This window comes from Streptomyces sp. NPDC002602 (genome assembly GCF_042889445.1).
Taxonomy (GTDB): domain Bacteria; phylum Actinomycetota; class Actinomycetes; order Streptomycetales; family Streptomycetaceae; genus Streptomyces.
This window is the reverse complement of the sequence record NZ_JBIAQX010000001.1, coordinates 460,841-486,426: the sequence shown is the minus strand read 5'-3', so window position 1 is coordinate 486,426 and position 25,586 is coordinate 460,841. Positions and strand designations below refer to the sequence as shown.

At 69.3% G+C, this 25,586-nt stretch carries 15 protein-coding genes and 1 pseudogene; 10 read left to right on the top strand and 6 right to left on the bottom strand.

The window, feature by feature from the left end:
* The first annotated feature begins 146 nt into the window (after positions 1-146).
* Together ACFYW3_RS01835 and ACFYW3_RS01830 are read left to right on the top strand one after the other, a co-directional pair.
* The gene (locus ACFYW3_RS01835) at positions 147-929 is read left to right on the top strand and encodes a hypothetical protein (RefSeq protein ID WP_389385241.1); all 783 of its coding nucleotides are present in this window, start codon (positions 147-149) and stop codon (positions 927-929) included.
* 434 nt (positions 930-1,363) lie between these two features.
* On the top strand, positions 1,364-2,410 hold the full coding sequence (locus ACFYW3_RS01830) for a hypothetical protein (RefSeq protein ID WP_389385240.1): 1,047 nt from the start codon (positions 1,364-1,366) through the stop codon (positions 2,408-2,410).
* 55 nt (positions 2,411-2,465) lie between these two features.
* Here ACFYW3_RS01830 and ACFYW3_RS01825 read toward each other — a convergent pair whose 3' ends face one another.
* Both ACFYW3_RS01825 and ACFYW3_RS01820 read right to left on the bottom strand, forming a co-directional pair.
* Positions 2,466-3,104 (bottom strand): hypothetical protein, encoded by a 639-nt coding sequence (locus ACFYW3_RS01825; RefSeq protein WP_389385239.1) that lies wholly within the window; start codon positions 3,102-3,104, stop codon positions 2,466-2,468.
* A 2-nt stretch (positions 3,105-3,106) separates the two neighbouring features.
* The gene (locus ACFYW3_RS01820) at positions 3,107-4,018 is read right to left on the bottom strand and encodes a nucleotidyltransferase (RefSeq protein ID WP_389385238.1); all 912 of its coding nucleotides are present in this window, start codon (positions 4,016-4,018) and stop codon (positions 3,107-3,109) included.
* Between the two features lie 1,060 nt (positions 4,019-5,078).
* Between ACFYW3_RS01820 and ACFYW3_RS01815 the strand changes: the two are divergent.
* Positions 5,079-5,261: pseudogene (locus tag ACFYW3_RS01815) on the top strand (CorA family divalent cation transporter); the annotation flags it as partial.
* Between the two features lie 29 nt (positions 5,262-5,290).
* Here the strand turns inward: ACFYW3_RS01815 and ACFYW3_RS01810 are convergent.
* From ACFYW3_RS01810 to ACFYW3_RS01800, 3 genes are read right to left on the bottom strand one after another with little or no spacing between them, the layout of a single operon-like run.
* Positions 5,291-6,325, bottom strand: coding sequence for an RHS repeat domain-containing protein (locus ACFYW3_RS01810; protein ID WP_389385237.1), 1,035 nt, complete (start codon positions 6,323-6,325; stop codon positions 5,291-5,293).
* Between the two features lie 18 nt (positions 6,326-6,343).
* Entirely contained in the window at positions 6,344-7,513 is a 1,170-nt protein-coding gene (locus tag ACFYW3_RS01805; RefSeq protein WP_389385236.1) for a serine hydrolase domain-containing protein, read from the bottom strand.
* Between the two features lie 54 nt (positions 7,514-7,567).
* Positions 7,568-8,806, bottom strand: coding sequence for a serine hydrolase domain-containing protein (locus ACFYW3_RS01800; RefSeq protein ID WP_389385235.1), 1,239 nt, complete (start codon positions 8,804-8,806; stop codon positions 7,568-7,570).
* Positions 8,807-8,947: 141 nt separating this feature from the next.
* Here ACFYW3_RS01800 and ACFYW3_RS01795 point away from each other — a divergent pair, with 141 nt between their 5' ends.
* From ACFYW3_RS01795 to drmB, 7 genes are all read left to right on the top strand, one after another.
* Positions 8,948-10,192: a sensor histidine kinase gene (locus tag ACFYW3_RS01795; RefSeq protein WP_389385234.1), complete on the top strand. Its 1,245-nt coding sequence runs from the start codon at positions 8,948-8,950 to the stop codon at positions 10,190-10,192.
* A gap of 212 nt (positions 10,193-10,404) precedes the next feature.
* Positions 10,405-11,046, top strand: coding sequence for a response regulator (locus tag ACFYW3_RS01790; RefSeq protein WP_389385611.1), 642 nt, complete (start codon positions 10,405-10,407; stop codon positions 11,044-11,046).
* A 288-nt stretch (positions 11,047-11,334) separates the two neighbouring features.
* On the top strand, positions 11,335-12,576 hold the full coding sequence (locus tag ACFYW3_RS01785; protein WP_389385233.1) for an erythromycin esterase family protein: 1,242 nt from the start codon (positions 11,335-11,337) through the stop codon (positions 12,574-12,576).
* 726 nt (positions 12,577-13,302) lie between these two features.
* On the top strand, positions 13,303-18,018 hold the full coding sequence (locus tag ACFYW3_RS01780; RefSeq protein WP_389385232.1) for a sacsin N-terminal ATP-binding-like domain-containing protein: 4,716 nt from the start codon (positions 13,303-13,305) through the stop codon (positions 18,016-18,018).
* The gene (locus tag ACFYW3_RS01775) at positions 18,015-19,535 is read left to right on the top strand and encodes an NERD domain-containing protein (RefSeq protein ID WP_351760646.1); all 1,521 of its coding nucleotides are present in this window, start codon (positions 18,015-18,017) and stop codon (positions 19,533-19,535) included. The genes ACFYW3_RS01780 and ACFYW3_RS01775 overlap by 4 nt, the downstream gene beginning before the upstream one ends.
* Positions 19,532-22,708: a helicase-related protein gene (locus ACFYW3_RS01770; protein ID WP_389385231.1), complete on the top strand. Its 3,177-nt coding sequence runs from the start codon at positions 19,532-19,534 to the stop codon at positions 22,706-22,708. The genes ACFYW3_RS01775 and ACFYW3_RS01770 overlap by 4 nt, the downstream gene beginning before the upstream one ends.
* Complete coding sequence (gene drmB, locus ACFYW3_RS01765; protein ID WP_389385230.1) at positions 22,689-24,500, top strand: DrmB family protein; 1,812 nt, start codon at positions 22,689-22,691, stop codon at positions 24,498-24,500. Before ACFYW3_RS01770 ends, drmB begins: the two co-directional genes overlap by 20 nt.
* Before the next feature lie 274 nt (positions 24,501-24,774).
* On the opposite strand, the gene ACFYW3_RS01760 is transcribed toward drmB, so the two are convergent.
* Complete coding sequence (locus ACFYW3_RS01760) at positions 24,775-25,509, bottom strand: tyrosine-protein phosphatase (RefSeq protein WP_389385229.1); 735 nt, start codon at positions 25,507-25,509, stop codon at positions 24,775-24,777.
* Positions 25,510-25,586 lie beyond the last annotated feature (77 nt).

Genomic DNA, 25,586 nt, shown 5'->3' with positions numbered 1-25,586 from the left:
CCCTGAGGCTCTGTGACGCCTGATGCGATGCTCGCCGAACCTGCCGAATTGTCGGACGCCAAAGCTACGGTGGCGAGTGAGGTTCCACTACCGCGACTTCCTCGTCGACCGAGCGCCGAGGAAGCCCCGAGCACTGACGAGGACGCATGGCCGAGGACCCGGAGTACGACGAGGTCAACGCAGTTATTCGCATCCCCAAGGGCGAGCGTCTCGCCGACTCGCGGAAGAGCCCAGGCTGGAAGCGTGGGTTCACTCCCAAGACGAGTGACAAGGGACCCGAGCACGTCGAGATCCGTCTGAAGGCCGAAGACGAGTCAGGTTTCGCAGACAAGCTAGAGGTCGTCTACGTCACCAAGTACGTGAAGGAGCAGCGTCCTCAGCTCACCCCCGCCCAACAGTTCGCGGCTGACATCGCGGGCCAGATCATCGAAGGCCTCGTAGAAAGCGCAAAGCCTGTCGTTGCCCAGTTGTGGCACACCCGGGCCGTGCCGGCCCTCGCTGCCAAACGCGAAGCCTTCGTGCTGAAGCAGCAGGCCCGCAGAGCCCAGAAAAAGGCCTTGCGGGCCCGGGTCACGACGACAACTCCTGTTGCTGTGCCGGGGGTCGAGGCTGACGCGGCCTCCCAAGATGTGGCCACCGCCACCGCGTCCAGCGACCCGAAGGTCACTGTGTCGAGCGAGCAGTTCCAGCAGATGTTCATGACGTGGCTCGCTCGTGAGAACGCCCAGCAGGTGCTCTGGAGCCTCATCGTGAATGCCGAGGTCGAGGACGGCGGTGCTGCCGCCCTGGCATGGCAGCAGGAACTGAAGGAGCTTTCGCCTGAGCAGCGAACCGAGCGGGCCATGGAGTTCCTCGCTGCCAACCCCTCGATCCTGGAGGACTTCGCGCGTCAGCTCATGGGCAGCATGGCCCTCGGGCTCGGCGAATAGATCACCCCCCGCCACAGACCTTGAGCGCACGGTCCATGGCCGGGCTTGGACTGCCAGGCGAAACAGCCGCTGGCGCAGGTCATAGCGCGATCCGATGTCCTCCCCCGGCCCCTGTTCGGAGCCGGGGGAACCGGCACTCGTCGCCTGGCTCGTACGACCCCTCGACACGCGACTGGACGTCCTCACCAAAGCCCTCCCAGCCGCACCTAGCCCTCAAGGGCAGCAGCCCAGGACCCCAGGGCCTACACACACTCCAGTTCGCCGCTGCCGCCTCTGACACAGGGTCTTGCCTTCTCGCCGCAGATCCCAACCACTCGGCAGCACCACGAACTGAGTGGCCGCTTCGTCGCCACCATCGCGGACCGGTAAACGGAAGGCCCATTGTCGGACCCGCTCCGTACCCTTGGCTGAGGTACCTGAGACAGGAGGCCAACGTGGCCCGCATCAACCAACGGGCGATCGACAAGCACCTCAAGGACATCGTCAAGGGCTATGAGCGCGCAGCCAAGCGGAACCCCATCCGGGTACCGATTCAGACCGAGGCGACTGGCACAGGAGGAACCATGCCTGGTCTCGACACCGCCGAAGGCGACCCGACCTTGGCACGGCTCCTGGTGTGGCTCGACGAGCAAGCCCAGCAGAACCCCTCTCACTACATCGACCTGACCCGGTTCGTCGAAGAACAGCAGCTGCCGGACGAGGACCCGGCCGTGCTCGCGTTCGAGCTGGAGCAGCAGGATCTGGTCACCGTCGTGCGCGGCATGGGCGAGCTTCCCCAAGTCCACCTCACGGACGCTGGCCGCGCCGCGATCCACCGGCTGAAGAAGCTACGCCTGGACCGCGCCGCCCGCCTCCGCTACACCATGGACGCCTTCCACCGGTGGCTATTCGACACCGCCGGCGACCAGAAGCCCATTAACCCGGTGCTGTTCCTCGCTACGCCCGCCGCCTACTTCGCCGGATCCGAGATCACCGGCACCGAGCTGTTCGAGGCACTCGCCCACCTGGCACAGCACCAGCTGATCGAGCACATCGACACCGAGCCCCCCACCGTCGCCATCACGCCCCAGGGTGTCAGCTGCGCCCTGACTGGAGGAAGTGTGCAGGACCACGTCAGCCAACCCCGCCCCGGCACCACGTACAACAACTACATGCCGAATGCCAAGGGCGTCATCATCGGCGAGCAGCAGCACTTTGCCCAGAACGTCACCGAAGGCATCGACCCGACGCTGTTCGTCCAGCTTGCCGGGTACATCGGCCAGGTCAGTCCCATCCTGGGCATGCCCGATGACAACCGCGTAGAACTGGAGCGCGTCGCCGAAGACCTCCACGCCGAGGCGACCTCGGGGAACCCTGAGCCGGGCCGCCTGCGCCAGTTCGCCACCCAGCTCAGAGACAAGTTGCTGGAGGGCGCCTCGACCATGGCGGCAACGCAGGGCATCCAGATGGCTGAGCAGGCCCTCGGCGGGCTCATGCAGTAGCTCGTCCAGCAACACTACGGGCCCCGGCGTACCAGCCCCCGGGGCCGCTTAATCTTCAGCGGCTGGTGTGCGCCGGGTCGGCGGCCTGAGCTTCGGCGAATGTGCCGTAGTCGGTCGATCGGCCGAGCAGGGTGAAGTCCATATCGCTGGCAGTAAACCGGCTAGTGAAGTAGTGCCCGGTCGCGGCCTTGGGTTGGAGGCCGGTGACCGCGATCCGGCAGGCCCCTTCGTGCCGCGGGCTTCGAGGCTGGTGTTCCACGCGGGGCGTGTTGTCGTACAGGAACCCGATCTCGGCGGTTCCCGAGTTCTCGGGGGCGCCGATGGTGGCGTTGCTCGACCGCGAGGTGCTCTCCTTCGTGCGGAGCGTGGCGTGCAGGCTCCAAAAGGTTTGCTCGATGGTCATGTACGTGGTGATCGGGCCCCGGTTCCCTCCCTCCGGTATGTGGCTCTCCGGGCTCGGGACAAGCACGACCCGCCAGGTGCCCGTGACCCAGGCACGGCCGGTGAAGCGGTGGATCACGGGCCAGCGCCAGGCCCACTTGTCGAAGACGACGGTGCCGTAGCCCACGAGGGCCGGGATGTACGCGAAGAGGGACCGGAACTCGGACGGGTACAGGCCCAGGACGAGCAGGACGACGGTGTAGAGGGTGGCGGCGATGGTGGCGCCGGCGCGGATGGTAGTCGCGGTGTTCATCGTCAGCCTTCGTAGTTGAGGTAGTGCCACGCGCCCTCGACCAGCTCGCGGGCGTCCTTCTCCGTCCACTTCTGACCCTCACCGAACACCTTCTTGATCCCGTTCGGCTCCACCATGTGCTGGGAGCTGAACCAGGCTCCCGTGAGCTGCCGGTAGACCTCCCGCAGACTCTCGCGGACCACAGCGTCCAGGCTGCCGTCGAGACCCAAGACGTCGTCCGGGACGTTGTAGATCAGGCACTCAGAGAAGTACGACGGCAGGGCCGTGATCACGCCGTCGGCGGCGAGGACGTTCTCCACGTTCTTCAGCACCCGCACCACGAACTTGTACCGGTACTTGGTGGCGTTGTTCTTCGCCTTGCCGTTGGCCAGCTGGAGCTCGGGCCAGTTGATGACACGCTTCCCGTTACGCCCGTAGACGACGCTGCCCACGTACTCGCCGCCAGGCACCGTGCTGTCGCAGGCCACCCACTTGAAGCACGGCACCACGTCGATGCTGGGACGGCTGCCCACAACCTCCGGAACGTACAAGGCGAGGTTATGGTCCGTGTCCACCGAGCCGAACTGGTTTGTGAGCGCGTCCTCGACCTCCTGGCGGAGCTTCTGCCGGGTCCACGGCCCCGCGTAACTGGCCTGCTGCCCAAACCACCAAGCCGCCAGTCCCTCCGTATGGAAGGGGTCGTTCAGTTTCACCATGATGTCGACATCGCTGTCACCGCGAACGTTAGTGTTGTTGGGGTACGAGCCCTTCGACGCCACCGTGATGTCGAGCCCCTGGAACGGCTGGTGCCGGAGCACCGCCTGTTTCACCATGCGCTCGGCGCGCTCGAGCCGGAGCTGTTCGGAAGCACCCGGGGGGTTCTTCCATTTGTTGATCAAAGCGATCCGCTGTTCATACGTCAGCTGTCGTGCCATGAATGCCTCCAGGCTCCGGCGCGCCTGCGCCGGCCACAGCGTACGAGCGGGCACCGACAGCGGCACACCCATGAATCCACATGGCCGCCCGAGTCAGAGGCGACCAGGGCGGGGCTTGCCACCACGACGTAGACAGGGGAGCGGCTCGACATCCCAGGGCGCAGTGCCCCGACCAGGGTCAGCGAAAGACCCCGGGCCGCCCAGCGCGCCCGGGGTTCCGCCTGCCAACGTCGCAGCGTCACCAGTCATCGGCGTTGACCACCCACGCGGCCGGCCCTCGCTATAGCGGCCCCAATGCGGTTCCTCCATCGAGGTCTCGTGATCGTCGGACAGGACGCAGATCCGCCCCCAGCGGCCGGTGCTTGCCGGGACAGATCCCGGTGAGCCGAGCCGCGTCGCCGTCGCGCACGGCCTGGTCGTGGCGGTCTTGGAACGGCTGGAGCTGGGCGCACAGCTCCATGCCGAGCTCCGTCTCCGCCGCCTCGCCCCTCGCCCTCGCCTCCTCCTCCCCCCTGGGGGATCGGACAGCACGAACGAGACGACGTCCTGCGCCTCCGCGCGGTCACCAGTCACGGTCCTGCTGCTCTCCTTCGAAAGGGGCGCCAGTGGGTCCGCCGCGGCGGACTGGTCCTCGGCCATGAGCCGGTTGTGGAGGATCTCCCCACCGATCAACAGGACTTGCGCTGCGGCTCCGTCACGAGGCGCTCCCAGTCGACAGCTGAAGTGGTGGAGCTCTGCCAGCGTGCGACGGCGGCCCAGGGCAACAGCAGCCTCGCCGAGCTCCTCCAGCCCCGCTGCGCCTCTTGCCCCGCCCCGCCGCCACTCCCCTGAGTAACCTGTCGTGAGCGACGGAGGACGGCCCCCGGACCTGCGGCGCCCTCTTGGCGAGACAGTCCCGCTGGGGGGAATCTGGGGGAATGAGGCCTCGTTGGGATGGGCAGGTGGGGGGAACCGGCTGCACAAACGCGGAGCAGGGTGAAAGACTCTGAAAGGTCGATTGCTGCAGGTCAGACCGCCCGCACTACCGATTCCCGCAGGTCAGACGTGTGAGGGTGACGACTTCAAGAAGATCTCCGCCTGGGCCGCCCTCCTCTTCGCACCCGCACTCGTCGGAACCAGCTACGGCATGAACTTCGAAACCATGCCGGAACTCCAGTGGGCCGCCGGCTACCCCTTCGCGGTCCTGCTGATGGCAGTGGTCTGCGTAAGCCTGTACGTCATCTTCAGGAAGCGCGACTGGCTGTGGCAGCCCGTCCGACCCCCGTGCACCGGCTACATCACCGGCGTCCCGGTCCGCTTGGGCGGCGAACTCGTCCGATCCGTACCGTCGCCGGGCGCGGCGCCGGTGTCCACGCGGAAGGCGAGCGCCCGCCCGGCTGCCACGGAGATGCCGAGCAACGTCTCGTGGCTCGCGACAGGTACGGAAAACGCATGCTCGGCGGCGAAGGAGACGAACTCTCCGGGCAGTTCGAGATTGTACGTGTCGACGTACTTGGGGAGATCGGCACGCCAGACGAACCGCCCGTCGGACAGCAAAGAGGAACCGCCGGCCACCGTGAACGATCCTCCGATGACGCCCCGCGTCGTTTCCATGATGTCGAAAATGGGGTAGCCGGATTCGAGGTACTTCTTGATCCCCGCCTTGGGGTACGGAGCCTCGCTTCTCGCCTTGTCTCGAATGGACTCGTGAAAGACACCCTGAGGTTCACGCTGCATCTCACGATAAAAGCCGACCATCTCCATCAGGGTCTGCCCTTCGAGCATCGGGGGAAACACCATCCAGTAGCCGCCGTTGTCAACCTGCGGCACCTGCCCGGGCCCCAGGAGCGGGTTCGTTCCGGCCCTGTCCGCCGGCGCCCCCACCGTGGTTCCGAGCTCGTTGGCTATTCGCTGGGCGGTCCATGCGGCGTCCGAACCCGAGTGGCACACCATGAGCCTCAGAGGCCCACCAATGTAGTAGGGGTTGTTCCTCACGGCGTCCACGAGCCGGCTTGCATTGACGTCACCATGGGGATTTTCCAGGAACCCGCTCCTGCTGCCATGGGCCACGACGTCGTGTTCGCCGGCGTTCAGGACGTTCTGGAAGTTGCGCGTGCTCGGCCCGTCGGACCCGAAGGTGATCTGCTCCACCACGGTCGTGCCGTCGTCGGTGAGGCGCCGCTTGGCGGTGCGGCGGCCCAGCGCCTCGTAGGAGTACCGCCAACGCGTTCCGTCGGGGGTGGTGACCGCCGTGCGCGACTGGCTGTAAGCGTCCGAGGCCGAGGCCGATGGGGCCGACGTCAGGTCGGGCCCATCGGTGGTTTTCACGGAACGCCCCGGTGGGGTTCAGCGGCACAGGGCGGTGTCCACGGCGCGTTCGAGACTTCTCCGGCCGGCCTCGTCGGTGAGCTGCATGGTGACCGCGACGTTGGTGGCACGGCCGTCGTCGGTGGCGCCGCCCCGGGTCTCGTACCCCGGGAAGCTGCCGCCGTGGCCCCAGGAGAGACCGCCGCACGGCAGCGGCCTGCTGAGGAGTCCAAGTCCGTAGCGGGCGCCGGGGCCGAAGGTGGCTTCGGCGGGGACGGTGGTGCGCATCTCGGCGAGCTGGGCCGAGGGCAGGAGACGGCCCGCCAGGAGTGCGCTGAAGAAGCGGTTGAGGTCGGAGTTGGTGGAGACCATCTGGCCTGCCGCCCAGCCCCAGGAGGGGTCGATCTCCGTGATGTCGCGCAGCGGTCCGTCCGGCGCGTCGCGGAGGTATCCGTGGGGGTGGGGCTCCCGGATGCTCGCGTCTCCGGGGGCGGGGAAGTAGGTGTGGCGCAGCCCGATGCGCTTGATGACACGCCGGTCGATCTCCTCGGCGAGGGGACGGCCGGTGACCTTCTGGACGATCAGGCCGGCGAGCACGTAGTTGGTGTTGCTGTACTTCCAACTCGTCCCGGGGGCGAAGTCGGCCGGGTGCTGGAGGGCTGTGTCGAGCAGTTCGCGGGGGGCGTAGTACCGCACGTCGTCCCCGAGGTGGTTGCTGTAGTCGGGGAGTCCGCTGGTGTGCTGGAGGAGCCGGCGGACCGTGATGTGCCGTCCGTCGATCCCCTCACCGCGGACGAGTCCGGGCAGGTAGGTGTCCACGGTGGCGTCGAGGCCGATCTTTCCTTCGCCGACCAGTTGCAGGACGACGACCGCGACGAAGGTCTTGGTGTTGCTGCCGATCCGTACCTGGCCGTCCCTGGGCACCTTCGAGCCGGTGGCCAGGTCGCCGACTCCTGCGGTGTAGGTGCGGGTGCGGCCGTCACGGTCCTGGACGCTCGCCAGCGCGGCGGGCGTCCCGTCGTCGCGCACCAGCGAGTCCAGGGCCCGCTCGACGGCATCCGGCCTGCCGGCGGCGGAAACGGAGGGCGGGGCGAGGGCGCCCAGTGTCATGACGCCGATGGCCACCGCGGTTGCGGCGGTCAGTGCTCGTCGCCGCGTGCCCTGTCGCCTGCTCGGCGAGCCAAGCCCTTGCCGTGTCTGTCCACGCATGAGTCAACTCCTGAGGAATCGTCGGATCATCGTTCGGGTCGCCGGGTGCCCGATTCATCCGCACAGGGCCCTGTCCACGGCGTCCTTCACGTGCTGCGTGGCCGAATCGTCCGTTGGGATGCTCGTGACCGCGACGTTGACTGCGCGACCGTCGTCGGTGACACCGCCCCGTGTCTCGTACCCCGCGATGTCGCCGCCGTGGCCCCAGTAGACGCCGCCGCACGACAGCGGCCTGCTCGTGAGCCCCAGCCCGTAGCCGAGTCCCGCGGTCCCGACCGGGACCGTCGTGCGCATCTCGGCGAGCTGGGCCGCCGGGAGGAGGCGGCCGGCGAGGAGCGCGGTGAAGAAGCGGTTGAGGTCGGAGTTGGTGGAGACCATCTGGCCTGCGGCCCAGCCCCAGGAGGGGTCCATCTCCGTGAAGTCGCGCAACGGTCCGTCCGCCGGGTTGCGGTGGTAGCCCTGGGGGTGCGGTTCTCGGATGGTCATCTCTCCGGGGGCGGGGAAGTAGGTGTGGCGCAGCCCGATGCGCTTGATGACGCGCCGGTCGATCTCCTCTGCGAGGGGGCGGCCCGTGACCTTCTGGACGATCAGGCCGGCCAGGACGTAGTTGGTGTTGCTGTATCCCCACGTCTCCCCCGGAGCTGCGTCGGCCTTGTACCGGAGGGCGATGTCGAGCAGCTCGCGGGGTTCGACGTACCGGTTCCTGATCTCGTCGTCGTCGATGTGGACGCCGTAGTCGGGGAGTCCGCTGGTGTGCTGGAGGAGCCGGCGGACCGTGATGTGCCGTCCGTCGATCCCCTCCCCTCGGACGAGGCCGGGCAGGTAGGTGTCCACCATGGTGTCGAGGCCGATCTTCCCTTCGCCGACCAGTTGCAGGACCACCACCGCGGTGAACGCCTTGGTGTTGCTGCCGATCCGTACCTGGCCGTCCCTGGGCACCTTCGAGCCCGTGGCCAGGTCGCCGACTCCTGCGGTGTAGGTGCGGGTGCGGCCGTCACGGTCCCGGACGCTCGCCAGCGCGGCGGGCATCCCGTCGTCGCGCACCAGCGAGTCCAGGGCCCGCTCGACGGCATCCGGCCTGGCGGGGGCAGCGGCGGGGTCGGCTGAACCGGAGGCGGAGATGGAGATGGAGGCGGAGGCTGAACCGGAGGCGGAGGCGCTGGGCGGGGCGAGGACGCCCGTGGTCATGACGCCGATGACCAGCGCGGCCGCGGCCGACACGGCTCGTCGCCGCCCGCCGCCCTGCTGCTGCCGAGTCGGGGAAGGAAGGCCCTGCCGGGTCTGAGCTCGCATGAGTCAACTCCTGGGGAATCGTTCGGTCGGAGCACGAATCCTGGTTTCCAGAGCCCTCTGACCGCATCGCGGGAAGACGGGAGAAATCGCTCCCCCGATCGGGGGAGGCCGCCGGTGCGCTGCCCCGCGATACTGGCGACCATGATCAGGGGAATTCGGCCGCTGCTGCGCGGCTCCACGTATTCGGGTGTGCTGTTCGCCTATTGCGGTGCTCTGGCAAGCCTTCCGCTGCTGCCTTTCGCCCTGTTACCGGCGCTGTCGTGGCGATCCGCTCCCGAGAGCGTGCAGATCGTCCTGGTCCTGCTGGTCTGGGCGGTACTGGTCGGCGTGGCCGGACTCGCGCGCCCTGTAAGGCGGGCGCTGGTCGTGTCCGCCCGCCGGCTGCTGCGGGTGCCGCTGCCGGATCCGGTGGCCGGTCCCCGGACTTCTGGTTCCCCCGGCCTCGACCACTGGCGGACCCCGCTCTGGCTGGTGCTGCACGTGACCGTCGGGTGGGCGGGGGCGCTGGCGAGCGGCGTGCTGTTCATCATGGGCCTCTCCCTGCCGGGGAACTGGCTCGGCGGCGAGGCACGAGCGAGTCTGTTCGGCACGTCGGTCCGGGTGTCGGGCGGGTGGAGCGGCTGGGTGGTGGCGGCAGTGTGCATGCTGCTGGCCGCGGCCGTCTGCGTACTGGTGACGAAGACCCTGCGGTGGTCGGCGCCACGGCTGTTGGGACCGTCGGCAGCCGAACGGCTCGCGCTGGCTGCCGAACGGGAACTGATGCTGGCCGAACGCAACCGGATTGCCCACGAGTTGCACGATTCGATCGGGCACACCCTGACGGCGGCCACCATCCAGGCGGCGGTGGCCGGTGAGGTGCTCTCCGCCGACCCGGCGGCGGCGCGGGCCGCCATGCGCAGCATCGAGGAGTCGACGCGGGCCGCGCTGGAGGACCTCGACTACGTGCTCGGAGTGCTGCGCGAGGAACAGTCGGGGACGGCGCCGGCCCGGACCCTGGCCGACCTCCACGAGTTGCTGGACCGCCTGCGGCACGCGGGGGCGGTGGTGGAACCGGAGCTGTCGGGCGCTCTGACGCAGGTGCAGGGGACGCTCTCCCGGGCGGCGTACCGGATTCTCCAGGAGGGGCTGACGAACGCGCTGCGCCACGGGGCGGACGGCCCGATCGAGGTCCGGGTGGCGGCCGGGCCGGACGGACTGGATCTCACGGTGGTCAACCGGACCGGGGCACGGACGGGCCCGGGCCCGGGTACCTTCCCGACTTCCGGCCACGGTCTGCCCGGACTGGCCGAGCGCGTCAGACTGCTGCACGGTGAGTTCCGGTCCGGCCCGGACGGGACCCAGCACTGGCGGCTGACCTGCCGGCTGCCGGCCCAGGTGTCGGCGTGAGCGGATCCGACGCGGGCGACGGCACGGCCCTGCCTTCCGTCACCGGACCTTCCCGGACCAGCCCTTCCCTCACCGGACCTTCCCAGACCGGCCCTTCCCTCACCAGACCTTCCCCGACCGGCCCTTCCGCCACCGGACCTTCCCCGACCGGCCCTTCCGCCACCGGACCTTCCCCGACCGGCCCTTCCGTCGTCAGCCCCCACGTCACCCTCCTGATCGCGGACGACGACGAGGTCACCCGCAGCGGCCTGCGCCTGCTGCTCGCCGCGCAGCCGGGGATCACGGTGGTCGGCGAGGCCGCCGACGGGGTCGAGGCGGTCGAACGCGCGAGGATCCTGCACCCGGACGTGGTCCTGATGGACGTCCGGATGCCACGTCTCAACGGGATCGAGGCCACCCGCCGGCTCCTTGCCGAAGCGGCCGAACCACCGAAGGTCGTGGTGATCACCACCTTCGAGAACGACGGCTACGTCACCGCCGCCCTCAGCGCGGGCGCCAGCGGCTTCGTCCTCAAGCGGCTCCCGGTCCGCCAGATCGCCGAGGCGGTCCGGGTGGTGGCGGCGGGCGAAGCGGTACTCTTCCCGGCCGCACTGGGCCGCATGGTCGCCCCCCGCCCGCTGGGCTCCGCGGAGGCCCTGCCGCGGGCCGCCCTCACCGGCCGGGAGGAGGAGGTGCTGCGTCTGATGGCCACGGGGCTCTCCAATCCGGAGATCGCGGAGTCCCTCACGGTGAGCCTGGAGACGGTCAAGACGCACGTCGGGAATGTGCTGACCAAGCTCGGCGCGCAGAACCGGACCCATGCGGTGGTGATCGCCTACGAGTCCGGCCTGGTCGTCCCGGGCTTCGTCGGCTGACCGGCTTCGGTACGGGCCCCGACACGGCTCCGCCCGGCTGCGTCCGCGACCCCCTGCCGCCCGCCCTGGCGAAGGGCGCGACCTGGCCGAATACGAGCGGGCGGGCGTGGACGAAGTTGTCGTCAACGTCGCGGGAGTGTATTCCGAGCATGGCCGACCGGACGCCGTACGGGACCTCCAGGAGATCGCGGCCTGCCGGGAGGCGACGAACTGACCCGGGAACGGGTGCGGAAGGCCGGGGCGCGCCCGCGTGCCGCCCTCCCGCGCGCGGTGAGGAGAGGCAAGACGGTGCCCGACGACATCGCCCGATGGCTGAACGAGCACGCCAACCCCTTGAGTACCCTGACCCCCGGCGCGCCGGTGGAGGACCTGAAACCCCTGGGCGAGGCACTGCGGGGGACACGGATCGTCGGTCTGGGGGAATCCACCCACGGCACGCGCGAGTTCTTCCGACTGAAGCACCGCATCGTGGAGTTCCTGGTCCGTGAGGAGGGGTTCACCGGCCTCGCGATGGAGGCCGGCCAGTCCGCGGCACGCGCGCTCGACGCGTACGTCCGGTACGGCACGGGCTCCCCCGAACGGCTCGTCGCCAGACTGGGCTTCTGGACCTGGCGCACCCGCGAGATGGTCGACCTCGTCGAGTGGCTGCGCGCCCACAACCGCCACCTGCCCGAAGGGCGCCGCATCCGATTCGTGGGAATCGACCCCCAACTCTGCGCCGACTCGGTCGAGCCCGTCGCCGCCTTTCTGCGCCGGACGGCGCCCGATCAGGCCGGTCGCGTGGGCACCTTGGAGGTACTGGCGCGGGCCCGCCCGGGCTCGCTTCCGGACCCGGACAAGGCCCTGCTGCGGCGCGCCGAGGAGATCGCCCGCCTCGTCGCGGACCACGTCGAGCGGTCGGGTCCCGGCGACGACGCCGGCGAGGCCCTGGAGCACGCGCGGATCCTGGTCCGCGCCGCCGACCTGGTGACCCGGCCCTTCGGGGCCTCGGCCGGCGAGGACGGCGTACTCGCCGCGCGTGACCGCTACATGGCCGAGGCCGTCGCACGGCTCGTGGACGACGACCCCGAGGCGCGCGTCATGGTCTGGGCACACAACGGGCACATCGCGAAGGGCACGTACGGGGACCAGGTGCCGGCCCTCGGCAGCAGACTCCGCGAGCGCTACGGCGACGCCTACTACGCGCTGGCCCTCCTCTTCGGCAAGGGTTCCTTCCTGGCCCGCCGCGGCAACGACCTTCAGCGTCCGCCGGCCCGCCACCGCATCGGCACCGGCATCCGTTCCCTGGAGGCCAGACTCACTCACGCCGTGCCCGGCGACTACTACGCGGACTTCCGCGCCGCGGGTTCCCCCGCCGACGCCGCGCCCTGGCTGCACGCCCCGCACGCGCAGCGCAGCTTCGGCGCCAACGTCCAACGGTTCCTCTACCGCTTGAACACCGCCCCGCTCGTCCCGGCCGAGGACTACGACGGCATCGCGTTCGTGGCACGCTCGACCTGCTCCCACCCGCTGCCCCCGGTGGAGGGCTGATCGTCTTTCACGGCCACAGGTCGAGCGCGGCGTTCAGAGTGAGCTGCCACATCGGTTCGGTTCGCGGATCGATGCGGTGATCGAGCAGATCCACCGCCGGCATCCGCCGGCATCCGCCGGCATCCGCCGGTATCGGTACGGCTCGGCATTCGGCCCCGCCCGCCTGCGCCTGCGCCTGGCCACGTGAGATCCGTGATGTCCGCGACGCGCGCGCACCACCATGCGAGGCCGTCGACCTCACCGGCCCGCCGACGCGGGTCCGGATGCTCCGGCGCATCGAGCGCTGCCGATGTGACGGCAACCAGCATGGGGAAACGGCCTCGTGACCGATCCACGTACCTGATCAAATCGGTGTCGGAACACCTCTGGACAACGATCGCCTCGGACCTGTCCGTTGATCCGGATTCACGCCGTCTACGTCGGTCACATCGTCTAGATTCGTGTGCAGTCGGGGTGCGCCGGGTTGCACGCGTCCCGCCACCGAACGACGACGACGTAGGGATCAAGGTTGCGACACTGGGATGGGGCCGGGCCGAGAGGCGGCCTCGGCGCTGTCGAGCGCACCGACGGCCGCACGCACGCCCGTCCTGCGCATGGTTCTCCCCGCACCGCTCGAGAGGCGATATCGCGCCCGACCGGGCTTGATCCCATAGGAGTTCGAGCCGCTCCGAGCAGGCCTGCGCCGACCGGCGGCTCGGATGCCTTCGACATGAGGAGCGGTCGCCCGTGACGATCACAGCACAGTCCTGGACGCCGGACGCGGGCCTCGTTCGGGAAGTGGGTGGCCAGTTCGACAGGGCCCTCGCCTCCTACCGGGCCAACGCGCACCTCGTTTCCGAACACGCCAATCACGAGGAGTCCATCCGGGTCGGCGGGTACGCCAATCGGACGCTCCTGGAGCTCGTCCAGAACGCCGCCGACGCGATGTCGGGGGGCGGTGACGATCAGAGTGAATGCGCGGGCCGGGTCGAGATCGTCCTCGACCCGGAGAATCAGACCCTCTACTGCGCCAACGCCGGTCGCCCGTTCTCCAGGAACGGACTCACCGCGATCACGCACGCGCACCTCAGCGGCAAGCGGGGCGACGAGATCGGGCGCTTCGGGCTGGGGTTCAAGTCGGTCCTGGCCGTGTCGGACGCGCCGCAGGTCTTCAGTCGATCGGTGTCGTTCGAGTTCAACTCCCGCACGGCGCGCACCGAGATCGGCCGGATCGCGCCCACCGCGAAACGCCGTCCGATCCTGCGCACACCCACCGTCATCCACCCTCTCGCCGTGTTCGCCGAGGACCCGATCCTCGCGGGGCTCGCCGAGTGGGCCTCCACCGTCGTGAGGCTTCCGCACGCGTCCAACCTCGTCCGGCTCCGCGAGGAGATCGCTTCGTTCGCCTCGGAGTTCCTGCTCTTCGTCGGCGCTGTGCGGCAGATCAGGCTCAGGGTGCTCGGCGCGGACGGCTTCGAGACCAGCCACACCTCACGTGACTTCGGCGGCGGTGTCTTCACGATCGAGACCCCGGACGGCGACGGCGAAGAGTGGATCGTCGCGGACCGCATGCACACACCATCCGCGGCGGCGCGCAAGGAGGTCGGGGAGGCCGTTTCGCGTACGGAGGTCAAGGTCACGGTCGCGATCCCGAAGCGGCACGCCAAGCAGCGCGTCGGACGGTTCTGGTCCTACTTCCCGCTCCAGGACCAGACGTCGGCGTCCGCCCTCTTCAACGCTCCGTGGAGCGTGAACGACGACCGGACCACGCTGCTGGAGAACGACTACAACCGGGAAATCCTCGCAACGCTCTCGGACATGTTCGTCGACGCGCTGCCGCAGGTGACGCAAGTCGATGATCCGGCCGCCCACCTCGACTACATGCCCGCACGAGGGCGGGAGCCGTTGTCGTTCGGCGACAGGCTGCTCTGCGCACACGTGCCGGAGATCGCGGCGGGCGTCGACCTGGTTCCCGACGCCACGGGGACCCTGGTGAACGCCGACGCTCTGCGGCCCCTGGACTTCGCCGTCCAGGCTCACCCGGACGTCCACCGCGCGTGGAGCGTCTCCGCGCACACTGCCACCAACGTGCCGCATTGGCGCTGTTACACGTCACCGCAGCGCATCACTCGTCTGCGCCGGCTGTTCACGGCCGCAAGCCCGCAGGGGGGCATCGACGCCACGGACAGGGACATGAGACGGGCCCTCGAGGAGCTTCCGAAGCGCGGACTCCTCTCCTGGCTGCGTGAGTGGGCCGACGGACCGGACCTGGTCTCCTCCGCCAACGCGTTCAAGTTCGCACTCGGGCACAAACCCCAGTCCGAAGTCGAACGGGCCAAGGTCGTCCCGACCACCGACGGCATGCGATCGCTCGCGGACAGAAACGTCGTCTTCCTGCAGCAGGAGGACGGCGTCGAGATCGAGGGGGCGGTCTTCGTCTCCCCCGGTTTCCTGGCCCGGCCCGGTGTCGACGAGGGCCTCCGGAGGGTCGGCTTCCGGGATCTGGACCCGCGCGCGATCCTCAACGCCCGCCTCGCCACGCTCTCGGGCTCCTCGGGCGACGACGAACTCTCCAAGCTCTGGGACGCCGTTCTCGGTCTGTCTCCGCGCGACGCGGGCAAGGTGCTGGCCGGCCACTCGACCACGGTCAAGGTGCCCACTCGTGATGGCGGTTGGGCCTGGCCCCGCACGGTCTTCGACCTCCCCGAGCCCTTGGGCGACGAGCACGCGGCAAGGACGCTCGACCGCGGGCGCTGCATGCCCGAGGTGGCGCACGAGCTGGGTGTGGTCCGTGCGCCCAAGAGCCGGTATTCCGCCGAGGACGAGCCGGCACTCGCGCAGTACCGGGAGTGGGTCGTGGCGGCGCTCAACGCGGCTCAGGGCCCCGGTGAACGGCCGATCGAGAACATCGACCTCCTCCCCGGTGAGGGCCCGGGCCCCTTCTCCATGCTGTCGATCCTGCTCGAGTCGAACGCGTCGCCCAAGTTGCGCGAGACCTGGACCGTCGGCCTGCTGGAGAGCGGCGACCTCGAGTGGACCTGCGAGGACCTCGACACGGGCCGAACCCATTCGGTGCCGTCCCCGGTTCGCTGGGCGGTGGATCGCGCAGGTCTGCTGCACTCCAACCGTGGGTACCGCGCACCGGCCGAACTCGTCGCGCCGTCCCTGGTCAAGTACGAGAAGCTCCTGCCGCTGTTCCGCGGACCGCGCCAGGTCGCCGAGGCACTGGGCCTGCCCGACGAGCTGGAAGCCGTACCCGCTCCCGTCCTCAGGGAGGCCTTGGAAGCGGAGCTGTTCCCGGCGACCATCGAGGACGCCCTCCTCGTCGAGTTCATCACGACGGCATGCCGCATCGCCCACCCGGGCGGCTATCCCCCGAGCATCCCCGCCCGGGTGAAGCGCGCCACCGAGTCGCGTTCGCCCGCCTCGGTCTACCTTGCCACGACGGACGAGCAGCAGGAGTTCCTCTCCTCGCGTCAGCGCCCGTACCTGCGTGTGACGGACGCCCAGGCACTGGAACTCGTGGCCTCGGTGGGGTGTCGCCGATTCGAGGACAGCTTCGCGTTCTCGATGGTGATCGACGGGGAACAGGAGAGCGAGCGGGTCGTCGACGTCTTCACCGGGCTGCGCAGCACGCACGTCGCCGACAGGTTGACCAACGCAACGGTCGCCCGGGCGATCCAGGTGGTCAAGCGCGTGACAACGGAGGACGGCGTCGAGGACCAGCCGCTGCCCTGGCACCTCGACGGGTCGGCCCTGTTCGTCCGCGGCGATGCCGACGAGCGGCGTCTCCTCGGCTGCGTCAACGAGGCATTCGAGCTTCGCCTGACCAACGCCGAGCTCGATCGCGTCCTCAGGACGGGTCTCGACCACCGGCTCCAGGGACTTCGGCAGGAGGCCAGGGCGGCCGCCACCGACGCCGAACGGCTCGACGTCTACTTCGGGCCGGACGACCTGAGGGAGGCCCTGCCCAAGGGACTCTGGCAGGCGTTGGAGACGCAAGGACTGCTCGATGACAACGCCTCCGTCTCCGAGCTCTTCCTCACGGTGTACGGATCGGACTCGATCAAGCTGCTCGCCGGCCTGTTCCAACAGGAGGGCTTCCCCGACGTCCCGAGTTCGAACGCGTGGGGAGGAAGTGCCGCGACCATCTCGTGGCTGCGGAAGATGGGCTTCGGGGCCCAGTACGCGGGCCGCCGCAGCGAACCCCAGAAACACGAATTCGTCGTCCCCGGAGCCGTGAAGCTCGATCCCCTCCACTCGTTCCAGGAGAGGATCAGTCAGCAGCTCAAGGACGTGCTGGTGCTGCGTGACGCGAACGGCCGTCATCTGAAGGCGATGATGGAACTCCCGACGGGTGCGGGCAAGACGCGCGTCGCGGCGGAGACCGTGCTCAGGCTCTTCATCGAGGGAGACCTGCAGGGACCGGTCCTGTGGATCGCGCAGTCGCTGGAGCTGTGCGAGCAGGCTGTTCAGACCTGGACGACGGTCTGGCGGGGCCTCGCCGACGAACGCCCGTTGACGGTGGGCCGCCTCTGGGAGGGCAACACCGTGCACGAGCCGGACACGGAGTTCAGCCTCGTCGTGGCGACGGACGCGAAACTCGACGTCATCCACGGCAGGCCGGAGTACGCGTGGCTGGCCGACGCGTCGGCCGTCATCGTCGACGAAGGGCATCGTGCGGGCGGTTCCGAGCGGTACACACGCGTCCTCGAGTGGCTCGGTGTGGCGGGGCGCGGATGGGCCCGTCCACTGGTCGGTCTGTCCGCGACGCCGTTCAAGGGGAAGTCCGACGCGGCGAACAAGGCCCTCGCGAACCGGTTCGGCAACCGCAAGCTCGACGCCTTCGGCTCGGACGCGTACAAGCAGCTGACGGAGATCGGGGTGCTCGCACGGGTCGAGCACCAGGTGCTGGACGGCATCGACGTCCAGCTCCGGCCCGAGGAGATCACCGAGGCAACGGAGCAGCGCAGGGTCAGCCCCAGCGTCCTGGAGCGCATCGGCCGCGACCAGGCCCGGATGGCCACCCTCGTCAACCACATCATGGGGCTGGACGAGGACTGGCCGGTGCTGGTGTTCACCCCGAACGTCCTCTCGGCCCAGGTGCTCGCCGCGACGCTGAGGTACCGCGGGGTCGAGGCGGCGGCGGTGAGCGGACAGACCGGAAGGCAGGAACGCCGCGACATCATCACGAAGTTCAAGAGGAACGAGATCCGCGTACTCGCCAACTGCGACCTGCTGATCCAGGGGTTCGACGCCCCGGGCGTCCGCGCCCTCTACATCGCCCGCCCGACCTTCAGCCCGAACGCCTACATCCAGATGGCCGGACGCGGTCTGCGCGGCCCCGCCAACGGTGGCAAGCCCGAGTGCCTCATCGTGGACATGGCGGACAACTTCGGTGACGTCAACGATCTGCTCGGGTACCGCGAGTACGAAGACCTCTGGAAGGAACAACACGCGTGATCCTCGTTCCCGATCTTGCCGACATCGAAAGGAACGCCGGCAGCGACGCCGAACGCAGGGTCGCGCGTCTGCTGCGGGACATCGAGGGCGACCCCGACGCGGTCGCCTTCCATTCGGTGAAGTTGCGCTCCCACGCCTACAAGCAGCAAGCGGAGGCGGATTTCGTCATCCTGTGGAAGAAGGTCGTCATCCTCGTCGAGGTGAAGGGCGGGGGCGTCAGGAAGTACGACGGGGCCTGGTACAGCGTCGACCGTCGCGACGACTGGCACAAGCTGTCGGGTTCCCCGATGGAGCAGGCCCGCTCCGCCATGCACGCGCTGCGGGACATCCTCCAGGAGGAAGGCATCGGCTGGTTCGCTCACGAGGCCGTCGTCGTCACGCCCGACACCGAGCCGCTCCCGCATTCGGTCGAATGGCAGCCGACCCATTGGCTGGCCAAGGACGCGATGAGCGTCGAGCGCTTGACCGGTGCGCTCGACACCATCGCGGCGGCCTCGCGGAAGCCTCCGATCGGCCGGAGGTTCACGAGGATCGAGGATCTCCGGGCCCGGCTGTTCGGCGAGTTCACCAGGATGCCCGTGATCGACGCGCAGCGCGGGGCGGTCATCGAGGAGCAGAACCGTGCGACGGCGAGCCAGGCCAGGGTCCTCGCCTCCCTGGCGCGCAATCCCCGGGTGATGGTGTTCGGGGGTGCCGGGACGGGCAAGTCGCTCGTCCTCGTGGAGGCGGCCAAGCAGGAGGCGGACCAGGGCAGGTCCGTGCTGGTCACCTTTCGTTCACCGGCGCTCGTCCGCTTCTTCGCCGCGCACGTGACCGGTCGGGACATCGACGTGGTCCCGTTCGACGACCTGCGGCCGACCAAGGTCTACGACGCGGTGTTCGTCGACGAGGCGCAGGACCTGATGACGGCGGAGGCGATGGACACGCTCGACGCGGTCGTCGCCGGTGGGAGGGCCGTCGGTCGGTGGCGGATGTTTCTCGACATGAACAATCAGGCGCACGTGGACGGCGGCTTCGACGGGGACGTCTTCGAGCTGATCGCCCCCGAGGCGCTGTCAGTCGACCTGGACCTCAACGTCCGCAATACGCGGGCGATCGTGCACATGGTGCAGGAGTACCTCGGGGCGGACGTCGGGGACCCGGGCATCGTCCACGGGGAGCGGGTCCAGTGGCACACTCCTGATGCGGCGGCCGACCTCGTCGCGGCCGATTCCGTGGCGCGGGGGCTGCTGGCCGACGGGGTCCGCGGTGAGGACGTCTGGATCATCAGCACGACGTCGAGCGCTGCTCCCCGCGAGATGCCCCGCGGGCACATCGTGACGAGCCCGAGGTACGCGAAGGGTCTCGAGGCGGAACACGTCGTCGTCTGCAACCTGCCCGGTACCTACGATGACGCCGGGACCGCGGCCTTCTACGTGGCGGTCACGCGCGCACGTGTCTCCCTGCACATCGTCGCGTCCAAGGAGGACCGGCGGCGGCTCCAGCAGTTGCTCCCCCAGCGGGCGGTGACCGAATGAGCAGGACCAGGGCGCAGGACCTCGCGCTGGAGCACCTTCGCAAGGCGTACGTCGGGCCGGACGGCGGCGAGGACGAGGTGGTCACCAACATGCCGGACCGGCAGTACGCCGTCGGGATGTTGTTCCCCACCGGATCGTCGGCACCCGCCGCCGGGGATGCCGACGATCCGGCGGAGATCGGGGGCGATGTCGTCGAGGGTGAGGTCGAGGAGTCCGACGCGGGCGTGCCGCTGGCCGAGGACTGGCGCCCCTCCTCGGTGGCGATCTCCTTCGTCACGGACCGGGACACCGTCTCGTGTGACTTCTCCGGGGCCACCTACCAGCCGGTCACGGGTGACGGACCTCCGCGTTGGCAGCGCCTGCCCTTCCGGTTCGACGGGGTCGAGCTGTCCGGCAAGCGGCCCCCGCACGAGCTCCGCGCGGGAGAGGTGGAGCTCGCGATCGGATCGAGATGGCGTCCGTACGGCGATCTGCATCTCGTGACGGTGCACGCGCGCGTGCTGTCGACGTCGACGGGCAACGACCGGTCCGACATCGCCTTGATGCTCTTCCAGATCGCCCTCGCCGTGAAGCCCGCCCGCGACGGGAAGATCTTCGAGTACGACGGCGCGCGGACCCTCGACCTGGACGGCGAGTCCGCAGAACTGCGGCTGCGCTACCGGGACAAGAAGGTGTATGCGGTGGGCCACGGCATGGCCGCGGACTGGGACCTGCACGACGGCGCGTGCACGCGTGTCTTCCTCGATCCCGTGCCGGCGTACGTCGTCCCCGCGGTCGAGACCACCGGGTTCGCTCCCGGATCCGAGGCGGCGAAGGCGCTCCGCCTCGAGCTCCTCGAGCGGATCGACACGGAACCGGCTGAGGTCCTGTCGGCACTGGACGCGTTCGTCGAGTCCTTCGCCGACTGGGTCGCGGAGCAGGAGGGCCGCGTCGGTGAGCACGGGGAAGACGCCCCGGTCGCCCGATCGATCACCGACCGGGCGCGCATCGCCGTGCGGCGCATGGAGGCCGGTGTGGACCTGCTGCGCGGCGCGGACCATGACGCGTTGAGGAAGGCGTTCGCGCTCGGCATGGCCGCGATGCGCCTGCAGCTGCGCCAGACGGTGATCAAGAACGGCAAGGACCCGGCCGCGGTGGAGGAACCCCGCTGGCGCCCCTTCCAGCTCGGCTTCCTGCTGGTGTCCCTCGCGTCGACCGTCGACGAGGGGCACGACGACCGGGAACTCGTCGATCTGATCTGGTTCCCGACCGGCGGTGGGAAGACGGAGGCCTACCTGGGGCTGGCGGCGATCGAGATCTTCCATCGCCGGATCGTGCACGGCGTTGCCGGTGCCGGTACCGCGGTGATCACTCGGTACACGCTCCGTCTCCTGACGTCACAGCAGTTCCATCGCGCGGCCTCCCTCGTCTGCGCGATGGAGGTCCTGCGTCGCAACGACCCGCGGGTGAAGGGCATGGCCCGGTTCTCCATCGGCCTGTGGGTCGGCAACGAGGTCACCCCTGCGACGAGGGACGAAGCCAGGCGCGCCTTGGAGCGCCTGCACAAGGCGTCCCGGCCCAAGGAGGCGAACGAGTTCCAGGTCGAGAGCTGTCCGTGGTGCGGCGCCGCGCTCCTGCCCGAGGCGAAGGCTCACGACCGGGCTCGGTACGGCTTCCGGCTCGTCGGCCAGGATGTCCTCATCCACTGCACCGGTGGGGACTGTCGGTTCCGCGACGAGCTTCCCGTGGGGGTGGTCGACGAGGTGCTCTACGAGGAGCCGCCGACGATCCTGCTGGCCACGGTGGACAAGTTCGCTCGTCTCCAGTTCAAGCCGAAGGCGGGCAGTCTCCTCGGGCTCGACACGTCGTTCCGACAGCCGTCACTGATCATCCAGGACGAGCTGCACCTGCTGTCGGGACCGCTGGGCACGACGGTCGCCGTCTTCGACGCCGTGATCAAGATGCTCCTGGGCAAGAACGGCTCGGCTCCCAAGATAATCGCCTCGACGGCCACGATCCGCGCGTCGGACGAGCAGGTCCGGGGGTTGTACGGGCGCAGCGTCGCCCTGTACCCACCGACAGGGCTCGACGGCGACCGGACCTTCTTCTCCCGTCCCGTGGAGAGCGGCGAGGGCCGCCTGTACGTCGGTCTCATGCCGCAGTCCCTCTCCCAGGTCTCCGCGGTGATCGCCGCGACCGCTCCGATGGTCGAGATCCCCGAGGTGCTCGCCGGAGCACCCGATCCGGGGACGACGCGGGACTCCTACTGGACGGCCGTGATGTACCACAACAGTCTCCGTGAGCTGGGCCGCTCGGGGTCGCTCGTCGTCGATGACGTGAACGGGCGCCTGGAACCGCGTGCGGAGCGCTTGGGCCTGCCGTTGCGGCGGATCCAAGCCGACCGGGTCCTGGAGCTCACCAGTCGGCGGGGTCCGGAGGAACTCCCCAATGACCTGCGCGAGCTGAGCCGGAGCGTGGACGACGGTGACGGGGCCGTGGACGTCGTCCTGTCCTCCAACATGTTGTCCGTGGGCATCGACATCCCGCGGCTGGCACTGATGCTGATGGTCGGCCAGCCCAAGACCACCGCCGAGTACATCCAGGCCACCAGCCGGGTCGGTCGCGGGCGCAACAACGGCATCGTCACGACGCTGTTCCGCTCGAACCGGGCGCGCGACCGTTCGCACTTCGAGACGTTCCGCGGCTATCACGAAGCGCTGTACAGCAGCGTCGAGCCGACGAGTGTCACCCCGTGGTCGGTGGCGTCCCGCGGGCGATCGCTGGCCGGCGCACTCGTGGCGTTGCTGAGGCACTCGTTCTTCGACCTCGCCGACAACGACCGCGCGTCGTGTCTCGACCTCTCCGACGATCGGATGCGCGAGGCGATCGACGGGCTCGTCGCGACGTTCCTCGACCTGGTGAGCAGCTCCGAGGGGACAGAGGCCGAGGAGACCGCGGAAGAGGTCCGGCGGCTCCTGCGCGACTGGGACCGCCGCGCGCGCCTGGCGCGGGAGGCCGGCTCCACGCTGTTGTACGACCGCCGGAAGTCGGACGACGACGCGTTGCTGAAGCGGTTCGGTCAGCCGGGCGAAGGATGGCTCGTCGCCGACTCGATGCGGTCGGTCGAGCCGAACGTCGCCGTACAGGTCCGTGAACCGATGGAAGGAGGCGACCGTGGAACGCATCCTGCATGACCTGCGGTTGTCGGAGACGCTCTCACCGTTCGGTGTGGGGGCCATCGTCGATGTGCTCGGGGAATCCTTGATCGCACCCGACACCTCGTGGTGGGACCGACGGTTCGCTCCCGAGATCAGTTGCGAACGGCTCCTCGCCCGGCTGGGCGCCGGCGTCCTGCGCCAGGCACCGGCCCACTCCGGGCGCGCGGCCAAGGGGACCCCTCACCTGCTCTACTGGCGGTTCCCGGCCTGGCGGTTCTGCGAGAGGTGCACCAGGCTCTCCCAATTCACCGGCAGGAACAAGGGCCGCTTCACCAACAGTTGCGAGTGCGGCGGGACGCTCGTACCCATGCGTTACGTCGCCGTGTGTCAAAAGGGCAGTCACATCCAGGACATCCCCTGGTTCAAGTGGGCTCATCGTGGCAACGACGGGGGCGTCAGCGACGCCGTGCGCTTCTGCCGCGCCTACAAGGAACTGAAGTTCGTACGTTCGTCCCGGCTCGGGGAAGGGCTGGGATCGCTCCGCGTCCAGTGCACCGCGTGCGACCGGTCCCGTCCGCTCTCCGAACTGGTCGGCGGCGAGTCGCTGCGCCGGGACGGCATCCGTTGCGAGGGCACCCAGCCGTGGGAGGACCCGAAGCCCGATCACGTCTGCGATCACCACCTCGTCGCCGTTCAGCGCGGCGCCACCGGCAACTACATCGCCGATCGACTCTCGGCGCTCGACATCCCGGAGGAACGCCCCCGGTCCGAGCGGACGACGGACCTGGTCCGCGGCCATGTGTACTTCGAGAAGGTGGTGGCCGACAACGGTGGTCCGCAGGCGGAGATGGTGGCCGGATGGATCGCGGACGAGATCGAGGGGGTGTCGCCGGAAGACGTCCTCGCCCTCGCGGCCGGCGGTGGCGACTGCGGTGAGACCCCGCTCCTCGACCTCAAGGACGGCGAATGGGCTGCCTTCGTCCAGAAGCTCGACGGCGGTAGGGACCACGGTGCGGGCGACTTCGTCGTCGACGGCCGACGGCTGACCGACACCTCGGATCGGTTCTCGGCGCTCACCAGCCGGCTCGTCGGTGTGGGCCAGGTACGCCGCGTCCGTGAGGTCAGAGCACTGCGGGGGTTCCGACGCCATGACGCGGACGCCGACTTCATCTCCGCCGATCTCGGTCCCGACCAGCGGCGGAATCCCGTCTATCCCGCCGTCGAGACGTTCGGCGAGGGGATCTTCCTCCGGTTCGACGAGGAGCGGGTGTCCGAGTGGGAAGTCCTGCCCGAGGTCCGCGCTCGGGCCGACATCCTGGCGCGCCGTCGGGACCTGAGCCCGTGGGCCCGGCGACTGGATGTGCCCGAGCCGCGGTTCGTCGCGCTCCACACGATCTCCCACCTGCTGATCCGCAGGCTCGCGTTCGCGAGCGGCTACGCGTCGGCGGCCCTCCAGGAGCGGGTCTACGCGCACTCCGATCGGCCGGACCGCACTGCGGGCATCTTCATCTACACGGCGTCCGGGGACGCGCAGGGGACCCTCGGCGGGCTCGTCCGAATGGGCGCGCCGGACAAGATCCTCCCCCTGCTGCTGGCCTCGTTGAGCGACGCGGATGTCTGCTCGAACGACCCGGTGTGCATCGAGAGCGACCGTCAGGGCTCGTCGCAGCTCAATCTGTCGGCCTGCCACGGATGCGCCCTCGTCAGCGAGACCTCGTGCGAGACGGGAAACCGGCTGCTGGACCGGCAGCTCGTCCTGGGCGGAAGGAACGTGCCCGGTCTCCTCGACCACGTGCTCGGTCAGGTTCGGCACAGGACGGACCCGTAGGGCGAAGGAATCGTGGGTTCCGGGGCCGCCGGGCGGCCCGGAGGTCACGCTCGTGAGCGCGCGGCCGGCCGGGTTCGTCGGGCCGCCGCCCCCGCTGTACTGGATGCACGGCGGCGCGTCGGGCCGAACTCCATGTCCGGCCCGACGCGTACCACGGCTCGACGGCCCGGCGCCGAGGGCGGCGCTCACCCGGGACGCCCGTGACGCCCGTGACGCCCGCACCCGCCGGCTCCGGCGTCTCCTCGCCTGATCCGCTCCCGGGGGCCGTGGCGGCCTACGGCGTCAGCAGTCGGGCGCGCAGCCGGGTCACGGTCTCCGGGGTGATGCCGACGTGGTCCGTGAGGTAGGCGGTCGGGGATCCGTGGCGGTCTCTCAGGTCCGCGAGGACGAGTTCCATGATGGTGGCCGGGGCGCGCCCGTACGCGGGCCAGCGCATGGTGCGGCCGGGGTTGGCGGTGTGCCAGTCGGCCGCGAGGCGTTCGGTCGCCAGTTCGGTGAGGGCGAAGTCGGCCAGGATCTCTTTCTCGGGCACGTCGAGGAGGGTCAGCACGAAGGCCGCGATCAGGCCGGTACGGTCCTTGCCGGACGTGCAGTGGAAGACGGTCGGTCCCGGTTCCGCGTCGGCGATCAGCTCGATGGCCTGTCGGATCTCCTCGACGCCGTCCTCCGTCACCTCGGCGAAGCGGTCGGCGAGGTAGCGCCAGGGGTCGATGTCGGGGTCGATCTGCGCCTGGTCGTAGGGGCGGTGCTCGATGCTGAGGTTGGCGTACGTGAAGCGGTGCGGCTCGGGCACCCGGCCCTTGGCGTCGGCTTCCCAGGGGTAGCGCAGGTCGATGACGGTACGGATGCCCAGTGCGAGGAACCGGTCCCAGTCGGCTCCCCGGAGTTTGCCGAGCGAGTCGGACCTGTACAGGGCGCCCGGGATGACGGTGCGGCCGTCGGTGGAGCGGTAGCCGCCCAGGTCACGGAAGTTGTGCAGGTACTCGAACTCGATGTGGCGGACTGTCACTCGACTGCTCCCTCGGGTGCGGTGGTCTTCCGGCCGCCAGCATGCCTCAGGTGATCGACTCGGGATCGTGCGGGTGT

What these genes read in the sequence shown, in the direction of transcription:
- ACFYW3_RS01825 (WP_389385239.1), bottom strand. Translation starts at nt 3,104, where the DNA reads ATGAACACCGCGACTACCATCCGCGCCGGCGCCACCATCGCCGCCACC.
- ACFYW3_RS01805 (WP_389385236.1), bottom strand. Translation starts at nt 7,513, where the DNA reads ATGCGTGGACAGACACGGCAAGGGCTTGGCTCGCCGAGCAGGCGACAG.
- ACFYW3_RS01800 (WP_389385235.1), bottom strand. Translation starts at nt 8,806, where the DNA reads ATGCGAGCTCAGACCCGGCAGGGCCTTCCTTCCCCGACTCGGCAGCAG.
- ACFYW3_RS01795 (WP_389385234.1), top strand. Translation starts at nt 8,948, where the DNA reads ATGATCAGGGGAATTCGGCCGCTGCTGCGCGGCTCCACGTATTCGGGT.
- ACFYW3_RS01835 (WP_389385241.1), top strand. Translation starts at nt 147, where the DNA reads ATGGCCGAGGACCCGGAGTACGACGAGGTCAACGCAGTTATTCGCATC.
- ACFYW3_RS01770 (WP_389385231.1), top strand. Translation starts at nt 19,532, where the DNA reads ATGAGCAGGACCAGGGCGCAGGACCTCGCGCTGGAGCACCTTCGCAAG.
- ACFYW3_RS01820 (WP_389385238.1), bottom strand. Translation starts at nt 4,018, where the DNA reads ATGGCACGACAGCTGACGTATGAACAGCGGATCGCTTTGATCAACAAA.